At 64.6% G+C, this 16389-nt stretch carries 14 protein-coding genes; 7 read left to right on the forward strand and 7 right to left on the reverse strand.

Features of this window, described 5'->3' with window-relative positions:
* Positions 1-82: 82 nt before the first annotated feature.
* Positions 83-1165 (forward strand): GlxA family transcriptional regulator, encoded by a 1083-nt coding sequence (locus FVF58_RS22760; protein ID WP_149672102.1) that lies wholly within the window; start codon positions 83-85, stop codon positions 1163-1165.
* A gap of 22 nt (positions 1166-1187) precedes the next feature.
* On the opposite strand, the gene FVF58_RS22765 is transcribed toward FVF58_RS22760, so the two are convergent.
* The 4 genes from FVF58_RS22765 to FVF58_RS22780 all read right to left on the reverse strand — a co-directional run bounded on the left by FVF58_RS22765 (position 1188) and on the right by FVF58_RS22780 (position 5027).
* Positions 1188-2186 carry a GlxA family transcriptional regulator gene (locus tag FVF58_RS22765; protein WP_149672103.1) on the reverse strand — a complete coding sequence of 333 codons (999 nt, stop codon included), beginning with the start codon at positions 2184-2186 and terminating at the stop codon, positions 1188-1190.
* A gap of 7 nt (positions 2187-2193) precedes the next feature.
* Positions 2194-3096, reverse strand: a complete 903-nt coding sequence (gene choW / locus FVF58_RS22770; RefSeq protein ID WP_149672104.1) for a choline ABC transporter permease subunit — start codon at positions 3094-3096, stop codon at positions 2194-2196.
* Complete coding sequence (locus FVF58_RS22775; RefSeq protein ID WP_149672105.1) at positions 3089-4267, reverse strand: quaternary amine ABC transporter ATP-binding protein; 1179 nt, start codon at positions 4265-4267, stop codon at positions 3089-3091. The genes choW and FVF58_RS22775 overlap by 8 nt, the downstream gene beginning before the upstream one ends.
* Positions 4268-4712: 445 nt before the next feature.
* Positions 4713-5027, reverse strand: a complete 315-nt coding sequence (locus tag FVF58_RS22780) for a hypothetical protein (RefSeq protein ID WP_188130900.1) — start codon at positions 5025-5027, stop codon at positions 4713-4715.
* Positions 5028-5708: 681 nt separating this feature from the next.
* Here FVF58_RS22780 and FVF58_RS22785 point away from each other — a divergent pair.
* The 6 genes from FVF58_RS22785 (at position 5709) to FVF58_RS22810 (ending at position 11966) form a co-directional block, all read left to right on the forward strand.
* Positions 5709-6800 carry a porin gene (locus FVF58_RS22785; RefSeq protein WP_425468960.1) on the forward strand — a complete coding sequence of 364 codons (1092 nt, stop codon included), beginning with the start codon at positions 5709-5711 and terminating at the stop codon, positions 6798-6800.
* A 578-nt stretch (positions 6801-7378) separates the two neighbouring features.
* Positions 7379-8242: a branched-chain amino acid ABC transporter permease gene (locus tag FVF58_RS22790; protein ID WP_425468962.1), complete on the forward strand. Its 864-nt coding sequence runs from the start codon at positions 7379-7381 to the stop codon at positions 8240-8242.
* The gene (locus FVF58_RS22795; RefSeq protein ID WP_149672107.1) at positions 8239-9249 is read left to right on the forward strand and encodes a branched-chain amino acid ABC transporter permease; all 1011 of its coding nucleotides are present in this window, start codon (positions 8239-8241) and stop codon (positions 9247-9249) included. Before FVF58_RS22790 ends, FVF58_RS22795 begins: the two co-directional genes overlap by 4 nt.
* A complete protein-coding gene (locus FVF58_RS22800) occupies positions 9242-10006 on the forward strand; it encodes an ABC transporter ATP-binding protein (RefSeq protein WP_149672108.1) in 765 nt (254 codons plus the stop codon). The genes FVF58_RS22795 and FVF58_RS22800 overlap by 8 nt, the downstream gene beginning before the upstream one ends.
* Positions 9993-10700: an ABC transporter ATP-binding protein gene (locus FVF58_RS22805; protein WP_149672109.1), complete on the forward strand. Its 708-nt coding sequence runs from the start codon at positions 9993-9995 to the stop codon at positions 10698-10700. Before FVF58_RS22800 ends, FVF58_RS22805 begins: the two co-directional genes overlap by 14 nt.
* Before the next feature lie 81 nt (positions 10701-10781).
* Positions 10782-11966, forward strand: a complete 1185-nt coding sequence (locus FVF58_RS22810) for an ABC transporter substrate-binding protein (RefSeq protein WP_149672110.1) — start codon at positions 10782-10784, stop codon at positions 11964-11966.
* Between the two features lie 64 nt (positions 11967-12030).
* Here the strand turns inward: FVF58_RS22810 and FVF58_RS22815 are convergent, their stop codons facing one another.
* The 3 genes from FVF58_RS22815 to FVF58_RS22825 all read right to left on the reverse strand — a co-directional run bounded on the left by FVF58_RS22815 (position 12031) and on the right by FVF58_RS22825 (position 16324).
* On the reverse strand, positions 12031-12936 hold the full coding sequence (locus FVF58_RS22815; RefSeq protein ID WP_149672111.1) for an SDR family oxidoreductase: 906 nt from the start codon (positions 12934-12936) through the stop codon (positions 12031-12033).
* Between the two features lie 89 nt (positions 12937-13025).
* On the reverse strand, positions 13026-14582 hold the full coding sequence (locus FVF58_RS22820; protein ID WP_149672112.1) for a class I adenylate-forming enzyme family protein: 1557 nt from the start codon (positions 14580-14582) through the stop codon (positions 13026-13028).
* Positions 14579-16324, reverse strand: a complete 1746-nt coding sequence (locus FVF58_RS22825; RefSeq protein ID WP_149672113.1) for a long-chain fatty acid--CoA ligase — start codon at positions 16322-16324, stop codon at positions 14579-14581. Before FVF58_RS22825 ends, FVF58_RS22820 begins: the two co-directional genes overlap by 4 nt.
* Between the last annotated feature and the right edge of the window lie 65 nt (positions 16325-16389).

Consider the following 16389-nt stretch of genomic DNA (forward strand, 5'->3'; position numbering starts at 1 on the left):
TGCCACGCGCCCGCTCTGCGTTCGAGCGCTGTCTCAACCCGCCGCCATGCCCGACTCCACCCTTTCCTTGCCGGTCGCCTGCATGAATTCCGCTGAACCGCTTCCCCCTCAATCCGTCGATGGCGCCGCGAAGCAACGCATCCGCTTCGGCATCATCCTGCTGCCGAACTTCACGCTGACGGCGTTTTCCGGCTTCGTCGACCTGTTGCGCCTGTCCGCCGACGAAGGCGACTTCAGCAAGCCGGTGCGCTGTTCGTGGAGCGTGCTAGGGGAAACCCTCGCACCGGTGCGCGCGAGTTGCGGCATCCAGATCACGCCGTGGGAGACGTTCGACAAAGCCGAGCCGTTCGACTACGTGGTGGTGGTCGGCGGCCTGCTGCATTCGGGGCCCGCCGCGAGCGACGCGACGCTCGCGTTCATCCGCCGCGCCGCCGCCACCGACGCGACCCTGGTCGGCATGTGCACCGGCGTGTTCTCGCTGATGCGCGCGGGCGTGCTCGACGGCCATCGCATCTGCGTGAGCTGGTTTCACTACTGGGACTTCATCGAGCGCTTTCCGTCGGTGAACGAGGAAGCGCTGGTCGCGGACCGGCTGTTCGTGATCGACCGGCGGCGCATCACGTGTTCCGGCGGACGGGCGTCGATCGACGTGGCGGCGGCGATCCTGCTGCGTCACTTCGAAACCGCCACCGTGCAGAAGGCGCTGCGCATCCTGCTGGTCGACGACATGCAGAAAGGCAATGCGCCGCAACCGCATCCGCCTGGCCTCGCGCCCGCCGCCCATCCGAAGGTCAAGCGCGCGATCCTGCTGATGGAGCAGCACGTGGGCCGCGCGCTACCGCTCGACGAACTGGCGCGCAAGCTCGACCTGTCGCCGCGCCAGCTCGAGCGTCTCTTCAAGGCGCAAACCGGCAAGGCGCCGCAGGCCTACGCGAAGCAGGTGCGCTTGCGCACCGCCGCGTGGCTGCTGACGAGTTCGGACAAGACGGTTGCGGACATCGCATCGAGTTGCGGCTTTTCCGACGCGTCGCATCTGGGCCGCGAATTCCGCAAGCAGTTCGGCTTGCCGCCCGTCATGTATCGAGAGCAGCGCGGCACGGCGGCACAGACGGACGACGGCTCGGGTTACGACGAAACTTTTCCGGGGCGCGCGCAGGCAATCTGAGGCGCTCGATCATTGCCTCGCCTCACGCCGACAAGCGCCGCTCCACACTCGGCGCATGCCCGAACTGCGCGCGATAAGCCTTGCTGAAATGACACGGCGAATGAAAGCCGCACACGGCCGTCACCCGCGCAATCGACGCATCCGTGTTGCGCAGCAACTCGCGCGCGCGCCGCAAACGCAGCGTCAGATAGTAGTGCGTGGGCGACACGCTCAGGAACATCTTGAACATGCGCTGCAAGTGACGTTGCGACAACTGCACGAGCCGCGCGAGTTCGTCGAGCGATAACGGCTCCTCGATGTTCGCTTCCATCAGCCGCACCACTTCGATCAACTCCGCGCGCGAGAAGCCGACCCGCGCGTCGACGGGAATGTGCTGATAGTCGGTCGAGCCGCGAATCCGCTCGACGACGAACTGCTCGGACACCTGCGCCGCCACCGCGGGCCCGAGCCGCTGGCCGACCAGGTTCAGCATCAGATCGAGCGGCGCGGTGCCGCCCGTGCAGGTCATCCGGTCACGGTCGATCACGAACAGTTCGTCGGCGAAACGCACGTGCGGATAGCGCTGATGCAACGGCGACATGTCCTCCCAATGCACGGTCGCGCGATAGCCGTCGAGCAGGCCCGCGGCCAGCAGCGCATACGGTCCCGTGCAGATGCCGCCAAGCGGGATGCCCTGCGCGGCCACCTCGCGCAACAACGCGATGATCGTCTCGTCGACGTGATCGCGCACGTGCCAGCCGGCGCAGACGAACAGCACATCCGGCATGCCGGCTTCGGCGAGCGTCGTGGTCGGCTTCACGGTGATGCCGTTGCTCGCGCGCGCCGGCTCGCCGTCCGGCGTGATGACCGACCAGCTGTAGTGCTGCGCGCGGCCCACGTAGTTGGCCATGCGCAGCACCTCGACCGCGCTGGTGAACGCGATCATCGAAAAGTTCGGCAACGTCAGAAAGCCGAAGTGCGCGGGCCCGGACAACGGTGCATCGGTCTGGGGCCCGGCTGGTGTGAGCGCGTCGCGCTTCATTGGCGGCTCAGCCGTGCTGCGGGGCCGGCGCGCGGCGCACCTTCATCACGCTGCGCAGGCCCGACAGCAGCGGCGCGCGCGCCATCCCCGGCGCGCGGCCGAAGCTCTCCGTGATGCGGTCGAGAATGATCGCGAGCATCACCACCGAGAGGCCGCTTTCGAAGCCGAGCCCGATATCGAGCCGCTGAATGCTCGCCAGCACGTCGTTGCCCAGACCGCCCGCGCCGACCATCGACGCGATGATCACCATCGACAGCGCCATCATGATGGTCTGGTTCACGCCGGTCATGATCGACGGCAGCGCGTTCGGAAACTGCACCTTGTAGAGCAGCTGCCACGGCGTGCAGCCGAACGCCTGGCCCGCCTCGACGATCTCGCGGTTCACGTGCTTGATGCCGAGCGAGGTGAGGCGCACGGCAGGCGGCATCGCGAAGATCACCGTCGACAGGATGCCCGGCACGCGGCCGAGGCCGAACAGCATCGCGGCCGGAATCAGGTAGACGAAAGCCGGCATGGTCTGCATCAGGTCGAGCACCGGGCGCACGATCATCTCGACGGCGCGGCTCTTCGCAGTCCAGATGCCGAGCGGGATGCCGAGCAGCAGGCTGATCAGCGTCGACGAGAGCGTGAGGCCGAGCGTGATCACCATCTGATCCCAGAAGCCGGTGCCGTAGATCAGCAGCAGCGCCAGCAGCGTGAACAGCGCGAAGCGCCAGCCCACCCGCCACAGGCCGATGCCGACAAAGAACGCCATCAGCGCCCACATCGGCACAGCTTGCAGACCGTGCTCGACCATCGCCGCGAAACTCTCGATGACCTTGCCGATGGAATCGAACGCCTTGGCGTCGTGGTTGAGCAGATAGTGAACGCCGTGATCGACCCAGGCGCCAAGTGGAATGACTTCAGACATGGGAACCTCGATGGCGCGTGAGAACATGCAGCACGTTCGTCTTGTTGACCGACCCGCAGTAGGAACCGTCCGCTTCGACGACAGGCAGCGGCGCGCGGCTCGCCACCACGCGTTCCACCACGTCGTCGAGCGGCGTGCTGCGGCGGATGCATTCGATCTGGTTGAGCTGCGGCGACGCGCTGCCCAGCGCATCGCGGCATACGAAGCCGCGAATCCTGCGCTCGCTGTCCAGCACGAACGCATAGTCGGCGCTGCCGTTGAGGGTCGCCGCGACGCTCGATGCGTCGAGCCGCGACGAGTGCTGCATCAGCGGCACGGCGTCGGTCTGCATCAGATCGCCGGCGGTCAGATAGCGGCTGGTGTCGATGCCTTCGAAGAACGCGCGCACGTAATCGTCGGCGGGATTCGTGATGATTTCCTGCGGCGTGCCGATCTGCACCACCCGGCCGCCTTCCATGATCGCGATGCGCGTGCCGATGCGCATCGCCTCCTCCAGATCGTGCGACACGAACAGGATGGTGCGTTGCTGCTCGCGTTGCAGATCGAGCAGCACGTTCTGCATTTCCTTGCGCTTGAGCGGATCGAGCGCGGAGAACGCCTCGTCCATGATCATCAGCGACGGGTTGACCGCGAGCGCCCGCGCGAGGCCCACGCGCTGCTGCATGCCGCCCGACAGCTGCGCGGGCAGCTTCTCGGCGAACGGTGCGAGGCCGACCTGTTCGAGCACGGCGAGCGCGCGCTTTTCGCGCTCCTTGCGGCCGACGCCCGCCACTTCGAGCCCGAAGGCCGCGTTCGACAGCACGGTGCGCTGCGGCATCAGCGCGAAAGACTGGAACACCATGCTCATGTCCTTGCGGCGCAGTGCGGTCAATTCCGAGCGCGGCACGCTCGCCACATCGCGGCCGTCGATCAGCACCTTGCCGGCGGTCGGCTCGACGAGCCGATTGATCAGGCGAATCAGCGTCGACTTGCCGGAGCCGGACAGGCCCATCAGCACGAAGATCTCGCCCTCCTTCACTTCGAACGACACGTTGTGCACGCCGACGATCTGACCGGTGCGCGCGAACACGTCCTCTTTCGTCGCACCGGCTGCCAGCATGGCGAGCGCCTGTTGCGGGCTGGCGCCGAACACCTTGCATAGCCCTTCGACTACGACCTTGGGGGAATCCATCGAATGCTCTCCTTTGTCGACCAGAGTTGGCGCTTCAGCGCCTACTCCGGTCCCATGCAAGATATTTGCTGGGGGGCGGACATGCGTCCGCGCTGTGCCTACATAGTTGCCAGAAAAAAGTGCGGGTTGCCGACTATTTGCGACAACCACATGAGGAAATACGACACCTGGGCGGCGCGCAGACCGTCGGCGCACGGCGAGGGCGTTGTGGGACAAGGGTTTGGCGGGCGCCGGCGAGGCCGGCCGCGGATGTCGCGTTAGAGCAAGTGGCGCTCGCGCGGAGCAGAAAACGGCGGGAGCCGACAGGCGGGACCTAAAAGCCAGGCCGTATAACCGCAGCAGTGACAAACGAAGACGCATGTCGACGCGTTCGTCGACATGCAGTTCGAGACGCCCGGCGTGCGCTGCGCCGGATCACCGCGCGCCGGGCGTCCGCGCTCAACGGTTATTGGCTTGCGGCTGCGCCGACCCCAGCCTTCTTTTCCGCCTGCTGCAGCTTGGCCGGATAAGTCGGATCATTCTGGGCCGGCTGATAGCCTGCGTCCTCGAGCTTCTTCAGCTCCGCGGTATTCTTCGCGCGGGCCTGCTTGTGGGCCGCCTTGCGCTCTGCTTTGGTCGTTTTCGCGGTGTTCGTCGTCTTGCCCGCAGGGGAAGCCGAGACGTCGCTTGCGTCTTGCGCGGCGGCGAGCGGAATGCTGCCGGCCACCAGCGCGCCGACCGAAACCCCGAGCATGATTCGTTTAATGGCAGAGCTCTTCATATCTGATATCCCTTGTGAAAAGTTGACAATGCAGTGAAGCCTGACTGCGAATCTTCGTTCGCCACGACGAGCCGCGGCGCGATCGTGACACCGGCTCGTCGGCAAGAGCTTACAGCCAAATCGGACGAGCGCAACTGAATGCGTTGAGCGTTCTGTTTGATTGGATATAGCGCCGCGAGAGTGGCGGCAGACTGCAAGCTGCAACGCGCAAGTCGCGGGGCCGGCCTTGTTATTCGGCGCGCAAGGCCTACCCGGCGCGAGTTCTGCAATGCAGAACTTATCAAAGACCCAACGACCCCTTTGTCAAACGCGATCTTCCAAACTATTCCATTGATTACAAGCGCTTATCCAAATAATTAAGCCCCAAGGTGTTTGCCAGGTGTTTTCCCTATTCTGAACTGCATTGCAGTCCGAATCGTGATTTACCCCCGTTGACACAGTACGAACGGTCGTGCCAAATTGCGCCTGCATCCGGTGCGCGAACCAGCAGGCAACGAGCGCGGCGGCACTGGAGCGCCGCTTGAGGGAGACAGGAGCGCGCGGCGCATTCAACTGACATACAAACCAGCATCGCCGATATTTCGCAGCCCTTATCAGATTGCGACGGCGCGCTGTTGTCCATTGAAACCGCAGCGCGCAACAGATTGCCAAGTCGAATCCAAAAACAGGGAGACACGCAGCATGCCGGCAAGTCATCGCAATCGGATTGGAGCCATTCTCGGATTGATGGGTGCATGCGCGCTGGGGGCGACCCACAGCGCGCACGCGCAAAGCAGCGTCACGCTATACGGTATCGTCGACGCATCGCTGCTCTACACCAATAAAACGCTGAACACCACGACCGGCCAGAGCACCGGCCATCAATACTCGTTCACCGACAGCGGCATGTCCGGCTCGCGCTTCGGCATGCGCGGCGCCGAAGATCTCGGCGGCGGCATGCGCGCGATCTTCCAGCTCGAAAGCGGCTTCAGCGTCGCGAACGGCGCGCTCGGCAATTCGAACGGCAATCTGTTCGGCCGCCTCGCCAACGTCGGGGTGGAAAGCCGCTTCGGCACGGTCAAGGCCGGTTTGCAGTACTCGCCGTTCTTCCTCGCGGTGTACGACGTCGACCCGCGCGACATGTCGTACTTCGGCAGCGGACTTGTCACCTATCTGAACAACGTTTTTGTGACCGGCCTCTTCAACCCCAACGGCATTTCGTACACCTCACCGGAAATTGCCGGGCTGCAAGCCAGCGCGCTGCTAGCGCTGGGCGGCGCCGCGGGCGACTTCCAGGCCGGCCGCCAGTACTCGGCGAGCCTGCGCTACCACCTCGGTCCGTTGACCGTCGATGCCGCACTCTATAGCGGCAACGCGGGCGGCAGCGCCGCGTCGATCCCGGTGCCGAGCGTGGTCGAATTCAACGGCCGCGCGCTCGGCGCGAGCTACTCGTTCAGCGACCTGACGGTGAAAGCGTCGTATGTGCAATACAAGGTCGCGGGCTCGTTCAACAGCCGCGTGTTTTCGGGTGGCGCGAGCTATCGGATCACACCGGCGCTGAACGTCGACGCGGGCGTGTGGGTCACGCGCGACGGGAACGACTCGTCGAACAATTCGGTGCTGGCGTCGACCGGGGTGACGTATGCGCTGTCGAAGGCCACCATCACGTATGCGCAGGTCGGTTTCGTGACCAATCACGGCGCGATGCACAACGGACTCTCGGTCAACAACGCGCTGAATCTGCCGACCGGCACGACGGCTGGCGCGAACGTCGGCATCCGCCACACGTTCTAGTTGCGGGCGAGCATGAGACAGGTGGTGGGCCGCCGCACGCATCGCGTGATGCGTGCGGCGGCCTGCAGCCTGGTGATGCGTGCATCGCCAGGCTGCGAAGCGTGAGCCGGCGAGCCCGTTGAGCTTCTGCATGGCAGAACCGTGACATGCGTTCAAAGAAATTGGCTAGCATGCTTTCACCATTGCCCATGCTCGTCGCGCAGCCCTTTTGCAAAACGTCGATACGCGCCGAATGCAAGTCCCTGCGCGCCTCTTCAAGCATCGAGGCAACTCGCATCAAAACCGCTAACGCACGTCATCCGCTGTGTCAGTGACTTCCCTAATAATCTGCAATGCAGAACAAGCGAATGCAAAACCCTATTGACGAAAAGTGAACGCCCGTGCCAAATTTATCCCGCACCACCGCACATCGCGTTTAAAAGTCTGCGCCCCCTCAGGGCGTGTTTTCAACCGTCGGCAGCCGTCGTCTGGTTCGAACAGCGGCTGTTGTCCCGTCCGCAAATCAGGCGCGCCGCGCCCCCAGAAGCCGGGGCCGTGCTCACGCCGTGTGCCTCGCTGGAGGGTGTCAAAGCGTGGATATGTTTCTGCAGCAGGTCCTCAACGGGTTGACGCTCGGTGGCATCTACAGCCTCGTCGCGCTCGGCCTCACGCTGGTCTACGGCATTCTCGCGGTGCCGAACTTTGCGCACGGCGCGTTCTACATGGTCGGCGCATTCGTGTCGTTCTACCTGATGAACCGGCTCGGCCTCAACTACTGGCTGGCGATGATCGGCTCCGGACTCGCGGTCGCGCTGCTCGCCATCCTCGCCGAGCGGCTGGTGTTCCATCCGTTGCGCAAGTCTTCCGAACTGCATCCGATGATCGCCGCGATCGGTCTGCTGCTGTTTCTCGAAGCCGGCGCGCAAGCGCTCTGGGGTGCCGACTTTCACCGCATGCCTACGCCTTATACGGGCATCGTCGAACTGGGGAACGTGAGCGCGCCGTTGCAGCGGCTCTTGATCATCGGCGCGGCGTTCGCGCTGGTCGTACTGTTGCAACTGTTCCTCAAGTTCACGGTGATCGGCGCGAGCATCGTGGCGATGGCCCAAGACCGCGAAGGCGCGTCGCTGATGGGCATCGACGCGAACCGGGTGACCATGCTCACCTTCGGCATCTCGGGCCTGCTCGCGGCGGTGGCCGCCACGCTCTACGCGCCGATCAACCTGGTCTATCCGGCCATGGGCCAACTGGTGATCCTGAAGGCCTTCGTCATCATCATTCTCGGCGGCATGGGCAGCGTGCCGGGCGCGATCGTCGGCGGGCTGATCATCGGCATGGCGGAGAGCTTCGGCGCGTTCTATATCTCGACCGACTACAAGGACATCATCGCGTTCGTGCTGCTGGTGGTGATTCTGTCGGTTCGTCCTCAGGGGCTCTTCACCAGGGAACTGCGCGCATCATGAAATTACTCGAGGGCAAACCGGGGTGGACGCTGCTGTTCGTGCTCGGGCTGGTGTTTCCGTTCGTCGCCACCAACGACTACATGCTCACCATGATGTCCACCGCGTACATCTTCGCGCTGGCGACCGTCGGACTGAATCTGATCACCGGCTATACCGGGCAGTTCAATCTCGCGCACGGCAGCTTCATGGCGGTGGGCGCATACACGGTCGGCATTCTGACCGTCGATCATCAGGTGCCGTTCTGGCTCGCGTTCATTGCGTCGGGCGTGGTGGTCGCGGTGCTCGGTGCGCTGGTCGGCCTCGTGTCGCTGCGGCTGCGCGGTCACTATTTTTCGATCTTCACGCTGTGCGTGGGCTACATCATGTTTCTCGTGATCGAGAAGTGGGACGGCCTCACGCATGGCGTGGCGGACATCATCGGCATTCCGGCGCCATCGGGTTTCGGGCTCGTGTCGTTCGAGAATCCGCGCGCGCTCTATTACCTGGTGTTCGCGTTCCTCGTGCTCGGCGTGTGGCTGATGCATCGCATCGTCGACTCGCTGCTCGGCCGCACCTTCATGGCGATCCGCAATAGCGACGGACTCGCGCAATCGCTCGGCATCAACCTGATGCGCAACAAGGTGCTGGCCTTCGTGCTGTCGGTCGTCTATGCAGGGCTCGCGGGCGGGCTGTATGCGGGAGCCGTGCGCTTTCTCGGCCCGGATCTGGCAGGCGTCGAACACACGTTCGACATGACCATGTACATGCTGGTGGGCGGCATCGGCACGCTCGCCGGTCCGTTGCTCGGCGCGTTGATCATCCCGTGGCTCACGCAGTATCTGCAGTTTTTGCAGGAGTACCGCTTCGTGGTGTTCGGGCCGATCCTCATCGTGCTGGTGATCTTCTTGCCCAACGGGATCGTCGGCCTGTATCAGGCGCGCAAGGTCCGGCGCGCGCATCGTGCGGCGCCCGCGGGCGGCATGGCCGCGCGCCGGCCGCAACCCACCGGAGGCGACGGTCATGCTTGAAATCGATTCGCTCAGCAAACGCTTCGGCGGCCTCGTCGCGGTCGACGACGTCAGCACGCACATCGAAGCCGGCAAGATCAACGCGATCATCGGACCGAACGGCGCGGGCAAGACCACCTTCTTCAATCTGATCAGCGGCACGCATCTGCCGACCTCGGGCCGCATCCGCTTCAAAGGCCAGGATGTGACGAAGCTCGGCGCCGACCAGATGGCGCGTCTCGGCGTCGCGCGTACGTTCCAGTCCACCGCGCTGTTCGACCGGGCCAGCGTGCTGGACAATTTGATCGTCGGCCATCGTCTGCGCACGCGCTCGGGGCTGTGGGACGTGCTCACGCATTCGCAGCGTCTGAAGCACGAGGAACGTGTGTGCCGCGACAAGGCGCGCGAGGCGCTCGACTTCGTCGGCCTGTCCGCAATCGCTACAAGGATGGCCGGCGACATCTCGCAGGAAGAGCGCAAACGCGCGGCTGTCGCGCTCGCGCTCGCCACCGGGCCGAGCCTGATGCTGCTGGATGAGCCGGCCGGCGGCGTGAATCCCGAAGAGACCGAAGGCCTCGCCGAGCTGATCCGCAAGCTCGTGAAACACGGCGTGACCGTGTGCCTCGTCGAACACAAGATGAACATGATCATGAAGCTGGCGGACCGCATCATGGTGCTGAACTACGGCAAGAAAATCGCCGAGGGCGCGCCCGCCGAGATTCGCGCGAACCCGGCCGTGATCGACGCTTACCTGGGGAGCGAGCATGCTGAAGTTTGACAACGTGTCGCTCGACTACGGCAGTTTTCGTGCGCTGGACGGCATCGATCTGCACGCCGCCGACGGCGAGCTGGTCGTGCTGCTCGGCGCCAACGGCGCGGGCAAAAGCTCGATCTTTCTGGCGACGAGCGGCTTGCGCCGCACGGCGGGCGGCAGCCTGCGCTTCGGCAATCGCGAACTGCTCGGCATGACGCCCGCACAGATCGTCCGTAACGGCGTGATTCAGTGCCCCGAGGGACGCAAGCTCTTCCCCGGCATGTCGGTGCTGAAGAACCTCACGCTCGGCGCTTACGTGCATCGCGGCGACAAGGCCGGCAATCAGCGCAATCTCGACCAGGTGTTCGCGCTGTTCCCGCTGCTCGCCGAGCGCAAGGACCATGCGGCCGGGTCGCTGTCCGGCGGCCAGCAGCAGATGGTCGCGATCGGCCGCGCGATGATGGCGCGGCCCAAGGTGCTGCTGCTCGACGAGCCGTCGCTCGGACTCGCGCCGCTGGTGGTCAAGCAGGTGTTCGACGTGATCCAGCAGATCAACCGCGCGGGCACGACCGTGCTGCTCGCCGAACAGAACGCGTTCGCGGCGCTGAAGATCGCGCACCGCGCGTATGTGATCGAGAACGGCCGCATCGTGCTCGAAGGCGATCAGGCGAGCCTGATGAACAACGAAGCGATCCGGCGCGCGTACGTCGGCGGCTGACGCATTCGAGGCATTCGACGTATTGCCGCGCGCGGTGAGCGTGGCGCATTCCAGCATTCGAACCTTCCCAAGGAGACACCTATGACGATCAAACGCTTGCGCGCTCGCGCCGGACTGGTTGCGGCCGTCGCTACGACCGCGCTGATGAGTGCGGGCGCCGCGATGGCGCAGCAGGTGGTGCACATCGGCTTCTCGGGCCCGTTGAGCGGAGGCGCCGCGAAGTACGGCCAGGAAGTGCTCGACGGCATGCAGATGGCCGCAGCCGATGTCAATCAGGCGGGCATCGAGGTGGCCGGCAAGAAGGTCAAGTTCGAGATCGTGCCGCTCGACGACAAGTACAACCCCAGCGAAACCGCGATCAACGCGCGGCGTCTCGCGCAGGAACAGCAGGCCGCAGTGGTGCTCGTGCCGCATTCGGGCGGCGGCTTCGCGGTGCAGACCAGCAACGAGCAGCAGAAGCTGTTGTTGCTGTCGTACACCAGCGTCCCGCAGATCAGCGAACGCGGTAACAAGCTGACCGTGCGCATTCCGCCTGCGTTCACGTCGTATCTGAACTCGTTCATCAAGTATGAGATGGCGACCTACGGCAAGAAGGTCGCGCTGGCCGCCACCGACACCGACTACGGCAAGGTTTGGGTCGCCGCGTTCAAGCCTGCATGGGAGGCTGCCGGCGGCACGATCGTCGCGGACAACGCGATGTCGTATAACCGCGCAACCGATTTCTACAGCGGCGTGAGCCGCGTGCTCGCGGCCAAACCGGACGTGCTGTTCATCGGCGGACCGTCCGAGCCGACCGGTCTGGTCGCGCAGCAGGCACGCGAACTGGGCTTCAAGGGCGGCTTCATCGTGATGGATCAGGCCAAGCTCGATGAGGTGGCCAAGGTGACGAGCGGCTACGCGCCGCTGAACGGCGCGATCGGGGTGCTGCCGCTCGCCGACGATCAGACGCCGAACGCGAAGGCCTTCGTCGAACGGTTCCGCAAGACTCACGGTGGGCGCGATCCGAGCCAGGAAGTGGCGCTGAACTACACCGCCGTCTACGCGACCGCGCTCGCGATGAAACTGGCCAGCAGCGTCAATGACGCGACCGCGATCCGCAATCAGTTCGACAAGGCCGTGAAGGCGCTGCCGCCGCAGAACAATCCGCAAAGCGTGACGGGTGTCGATGACCACGGGGGTTTCGTGATCGACAATCCGCTTGCGGCGGTGATTCAGGGTGGGCAGTTGAAGCAGGCGGCGTTAAGTTCGTTGACTGCGGCGAAGTGAGGTTTTGGGTGGGATGTGAGACAGGCGCCGTGGTGGTCACGGCGCCGTTTTTATTGAAGGCCCCTCACCCCCTCAACGCCTCGACAATCTGCTCACGCACTTGCGGCCGCTCAGCAAACGGATCACTCGGATTGCGTGCCGTCACGACATCTTCCGCACGCGTCTTCACCGCACCCAGCGCGTGCGGATGCGAGAAGATATAAAACTGCTCCGCGCGAATCGCGTCGAACACCATTGCCGCGACTTCCTCGGCGCTGATCTTCCCCGAACTCACCGCCTTCTCGCTGAGGGCGCGCGATACGCGTTGCGACAAGGTCGGCGGCGTGTCGTTGGCGAGTTCCGACGGGCGGTTGCGATGCGCGTGGGCAATCCCGGTCGGCACGAAGTACGGACACAGAACCGAGCACGCCACCTGCTGCGTGACCAGCGAAAGATCCTGATACAGCGATTCCGTCAGCGACACCACCGCGTGCTTCGACACGTTGTACGGTCCCATCATCGGCGGATTGAGCAGACCCGCCATCGACGCCGTATTGACGATATGCCCGCGATACCCGCCATCGCGTTTCGCGGCCTCCAGCATCAACGGCGTGAACGCGCGCACGCCGTGAATCACGCCCCACAGATTGACGCCCAGCAGCCATTGCCAGTCGTGCTCGGAATTCTCCCATACGAGGCCGCCGCTGCCGCCCACGCCCGCGTTGTTGAACACCAGATGCATGCTGCCGAACGCGTCGAGCGTGGCGCGCGCCAGTGCGTCGACCTCGTCGCCCTTCGCGACGTCCACGCGGCGCGCGATCGCCTGGCCGCCGGCCGCCTCGACCTCGGCGAAGGTTTGGTCGAGCGCGTCCTGCTGCACGTCGGCCAGCACGAGCCGCATGCCGAGCTTCGTGCCGAGCCTCGCGAACTCGCGCCCGAAGCCGGAGCCCGCGCCGGTGATCACCGCGACCTTGCCTGCAAAATTGTCCATGCGTTGTCCCTATGCTTAGGTTGGTGTCGGTTTTTCTTGCGATTGCGCGCTAGTGATTTGCACCAGCGCGCCTGGTGCGACAAGTACGGCTAGCGCGCGGCGGGATAGAACCGCTCGCGCAATTCCCGCTTCAACACCTTGCCGATCGGACTGCGCGGCAAACCGTCGACAAAGCTCAGCGCGCAGAGGCGCTGCATCTTGCCGAGCCGCGCGTTGACCCAGGCGAGCAGCGTTGGCTCGTCGATCCGCGCGTGCGGACGGCGCACCACGAAGGCAACCGGCGTCTCGCCCCATTGTTCCGATGGCGCGCCGATCACCGCCACATCCGCGACGTCCGGATGCTGGCGCAATTCCGCTTCGAGATCGCTCGGATACACGTTGAAGCCCCCCGAGATGATCATGTCCTTCTTGCGGTCGAGCAGCGTCAAAAAGCCGTCCTCGTCGAAGCGGCCCATGTCGCCCGTGCGAATGAAGCGCTTGCCGCCCGGGTCGTACCACTCCGCTTCCGCCGTCTTGTCGGGCTGCCGGTAGTAGCCGGTCATCATCGCCGGCGAGTGGCCGACGACCTCGCCCACCTCGCCGGGCCGCACCTCGTTGCCGAGTTCGTCGATCAGGCGGATGTCGTGCCCTTCCATCGGCCGGCCGACCGTATGCAGCTTGGCCGGCCATTCGTCGGCCTCCAACTGGCACGAGCCGCCGCCTTCGGTCATCCCGTAGTACTCGGTGAGCCTGCCGGGCCAGCGGCGCACCACCTCCGCCTTGATGCTGGCCGCAAACGGCGCGCTGGTGCAGAACTTCGCCTGGAAACTGGACAGGTCGTAGCGGTCGAAATCCGGATGCGCCATCAGCCGCTGATACTGGATCGGCACGAGCATCGTGTGCGTGACGCGGTGCTGCTGCGCCAGTTCCAGATAGCGCGTGGTCTCGAACTTCGGCATCAGCACGACGGTGCCGCCGAAGGTCAGCGTCGGCATGAAGCTCACGAGCGTGGTGTTCGAATACAGCGGTGTGGAGATCAGCGTCGTCGCATCGGGTCCGTAGCCGCGCTGGATACTGCGCACCGCGTAGGCCCAGCGCATGCCGTGCGATTGCACGATGCCCTTCGGCGTTCCAGTGGTCCCGGACGAATAGATGATGTTGAACGGCCACGCCGGATCGATCGTCACCGCAGCGGGCGTTGCGCCATCGGGTGCAAGCCATGGGTCGAGCGCCAGGCTGCCAGGGTGGCCGTCGAGCGCGACCCGCACCGCGCCGATTTCAACGGCGACCGGTTCGAGCAGACGCTTGACCTCGGCGTCGATGAACAGTAGCCGCGCGCCCGAGTTGCCGATCATGCTGACCAGACTCGCCGCGCTCGACGAAGGTGCAAGTGGCGCGACTGCCGCCCCCGCGCGCAAGCCGCCGAGAAACGCCACCACGTAGTTCACCGAAGCGGCCGCGCACAACGCGATCGCGTCGCGCGGCTGGATGCCATCGCGCTGCAACGCCGCTGCGAAGCGGTCGACGCGCGCATCGAGCGCCGCGTAGGTGACCACTTCGCCGCCGCAGATCAACGCCGGATGCTCGCCGCGCTCTTTGGCGAAGCGGCGCAGCATGTCGGTGATGCAGACGAACGGTTCGTCGAGCAAGGTATCGAGCCATGTCATCGCGCCGCGCCTCCGCCGCCGTTGCCGCTACCGTTGCCCGCGTCGCCTTGATTGCCGCGACTAGCAGCTGCCGTGCGCGCCGCATCCTCTTCCTGCAATTTGCGCCACAGAATCTTGCCGCTGCCCGACTTCGGCAGCGACGCGACGAACTCGACGATGCGCGGCGCTTTGTACGCGGCCATTTGCTCACGCGCCCAGTCGATGATTTCCTGCGCGCTGATGGTCCCCGCATGCGCGGCGTCGGGCACCACCAGCGCCTTGACGGTCTCGCCGCGCTTCTCGTCCTTCACGCCGATCACGCACACTTCGTGAATCGCCGGGTGCCGGTACATCAGCGCCTCGACCTCGGCCGGCCAGACCTTGTAGCCGGAAGCGTTGATCATCCGTTTGAGGCGGTCGGTCATGAAGAAATAACCGTCCTCGTCGATATGCCCGAGGTCGCCGGTACGCAGAAAGCGTTTGCCGTCGAGTTCGATGAACGCTTCTTCGGTTGCCTTCGGATTGCGCCAGTAGCCTTGCATCACCTGCGGCGCGTTGACGACGATCTCGCCCGTTTCGCCTTGCGGCAGTTCCTGCAACGTGATCGGATCGATCACGCGCGAGTCCACGTCGAACACGGGAATGCCCAGACACTGCGGTTTCGGACGATGCGGCGGATTGATGTGCGTGCCGGCGATCGTCTCCGACATGCCATAGCCCTCGACATAATCGAGCCCGGTCAGCGCCTTGAGCTTTCTGGCGATCGCGTCCGGCATCGCCGCGCCGCCGCCGCGCGTACCGGACAGACTCGACAGATCGTATTCGGCGAGGCGCGGATTCGACAGAAAATCGACCATCATCGTCGAGATCGACTGCCATGCGGTGACGCGATATTTCTGCATGCATAGCGCGGCCGCGTCGCGATCCCAGCGCGGCAGCACGACGATCGTCGCGCCGGAAAAGACCGCGCTGTTCATGCCGCCCTGCATGCCGGTGACGTGAAAAAATGGCAGCACGGAAAGATGGACGCCGTCCGACTGCGATCCGAACCATACGCAGCCGCCGAGCAGCGTGCTCATCACGCTGCGATGCGTGTGCATGCAGCCCTTCGGCTTGCCGGTGGTGCCGGACGTGTAGGGCATCACGCACAGATCGTCGGCGCCGGTGGTCAGCGGGCCGGGCGCGATGCGACGCTCCAGCACGGCTTGCCAGGACGTGACGCCGTCGACGTCGAAGGTCTTGCGCGGCGCGGCGACGAACTCGGGCACGGCAAACGGCGACGGCCGCTTCAGATAATCGCTATACGTCGCGACAATCACGTGTTCGAGTCCCTGCCCTGGCCCGTTGCCGATCAGCGGCTCGACGTTCGCGAACAGGCACTGCGGCGCGATGATCGTGGTCGCGCCGCTGTCCTCGACGTAGTGCGCCAGCTCGGCGCCCATGTTCATCGGATTGACCGGCACCACGACCGCGTTCGCCCGCAGAATGCCGTAGTAAGCGATGATCCATTGCGGACTGTTTTGCATATAGAGCAGCACGCGGTCGCCCGCCTTCACGTGGCACTCGTGCTGCAGGAAGCCCGCGATCCGCTCGGCTTCGTCCTTGAACTCGGCGAACGAAACCGCAGTGTCGTAAAAGACAATAAACGGCTTGTCGGGAAAACGCGCCGCCGAGACTTCGGCGTTGTAGAAAATGTTGGTCTGCGGCAGCGTCAGATGCAACGGCACTTGCGGTGGCCAATGTGGATGATGGCGTTCGTTCATCAGATTTGCTCCGAAAAAACCCGTCCTTCAGGGTGGGGAGTGAAAGGAGCGCAGCCGCAAGGCTG

It is taken from the genome of Paraburkholderia panacisoli (genome assembly GCF_008369935.1).
GTDB lineage: Bacteria > Pseudomonadota > Gammaproteobacteria > Burkholderiales > Burkholderiaceae > Paraburkholderia > Paraburkholderia panacisoli.

Bases quoted from the DNA above. Each gene is read 5' to 3' on its own strand.
- choW (WP_149672104.1), bottom strand. From the start codon at position 3,096: ATGTCTGAAGTCATTCCACTTGGCGCCTGGGTCGATCACGGCGTTCAC.
- FVF58_RS22765 (WP_149672103.1), bottom strand. From the start codon at position 2,186: ATGAAGCGCGACGCGCTCACACCAGCCGGGCCCCAGACCGATGCACCG.
- FVF58_RS22815 (WP_149672111.1), bottom strand. From the start codon at position 12,936: ATGGACAATTTTGCAGGCAAGGTCGCGGTGATCACCGGCGCGGGCTCC.
- FVF58_RS22780 (WP_188130900.1), bottom strand. From the start codon at position 5,027: ATGAAGAGCTCTGCCATTAAACGAATCATGCTCGGGGTTTCGGTCGGC.
- FVF58_RS22795 (WP_149672107.1), top strand. From the start codon at position 8,239: ATGAAATTACTCGAGGGCAAACCGGGGTGGACGCTGCTGTTCGTGCTC.
- FVF58_RS22785 (WP_425468960.1), top strand. From the start codon at position 5,709: ATGCCGGCAAGTCATCGCAATCGGATTGGAGCCATTCTCGGATTGATG.
- FVF58_RS22790 (WP_425468962.1), top strand. From the start codon at position 7,379: ATGTTTCTGCAGCAGGTCCTCAACGGGTTGACGCTCGGTGGCATCTAC.
- FVF58_RS22825 (WP_149672113.1), bottom strand. From the start codon at position 16,324: ATGAACGAACGCCATCATCCACATTGGCCACCGCAAGTGCCGTTGCAT.
- FVF58_RS22775 (WP_149672105.1), bottom strand. From the start codon at position 4,267: ATGGATTCCCCCAAGGTCGTAGTCGAAGGGCTATGCAAGGTGTTCGGC.
- FVF58_RS22805 (WP_149672109.1), top strand. From the start codon at position 9,993: ATGCTGAAGTTTGACAACGTGTCGCTCGACTACGGCAGTTTTCGTGCG.
- FVF58_RS22800 (WP_149672108.1), top strand. From the start codon at position 9,242: ATGCTTGAAATCGATTCGCTCAGCAAACGCTTCGGCGGCCTCGTCGCG.
- FVF58_RS22810 (WP_149672110.1), top strand. From the start codon at position 10,782: ATGACGATCAAACGCTTGCGCGCTCGCGCCGGACTGGTTGCGGCCGTC.
- FVF58_RS22820 (WP_149672112.1), bottom strand. From the start codon at position 14,582: ATGACATGGCTCGATACCTTGCTCGACGAACCGTTCGTCTGCATCACC.
- FVF58_RS22760 (WP_149672102.1), top strand. From the start codon at position 83: ATGAATTCCGCTGAACCGCTTCCCCCTCAATCCGTCGATGGCGCCGCG.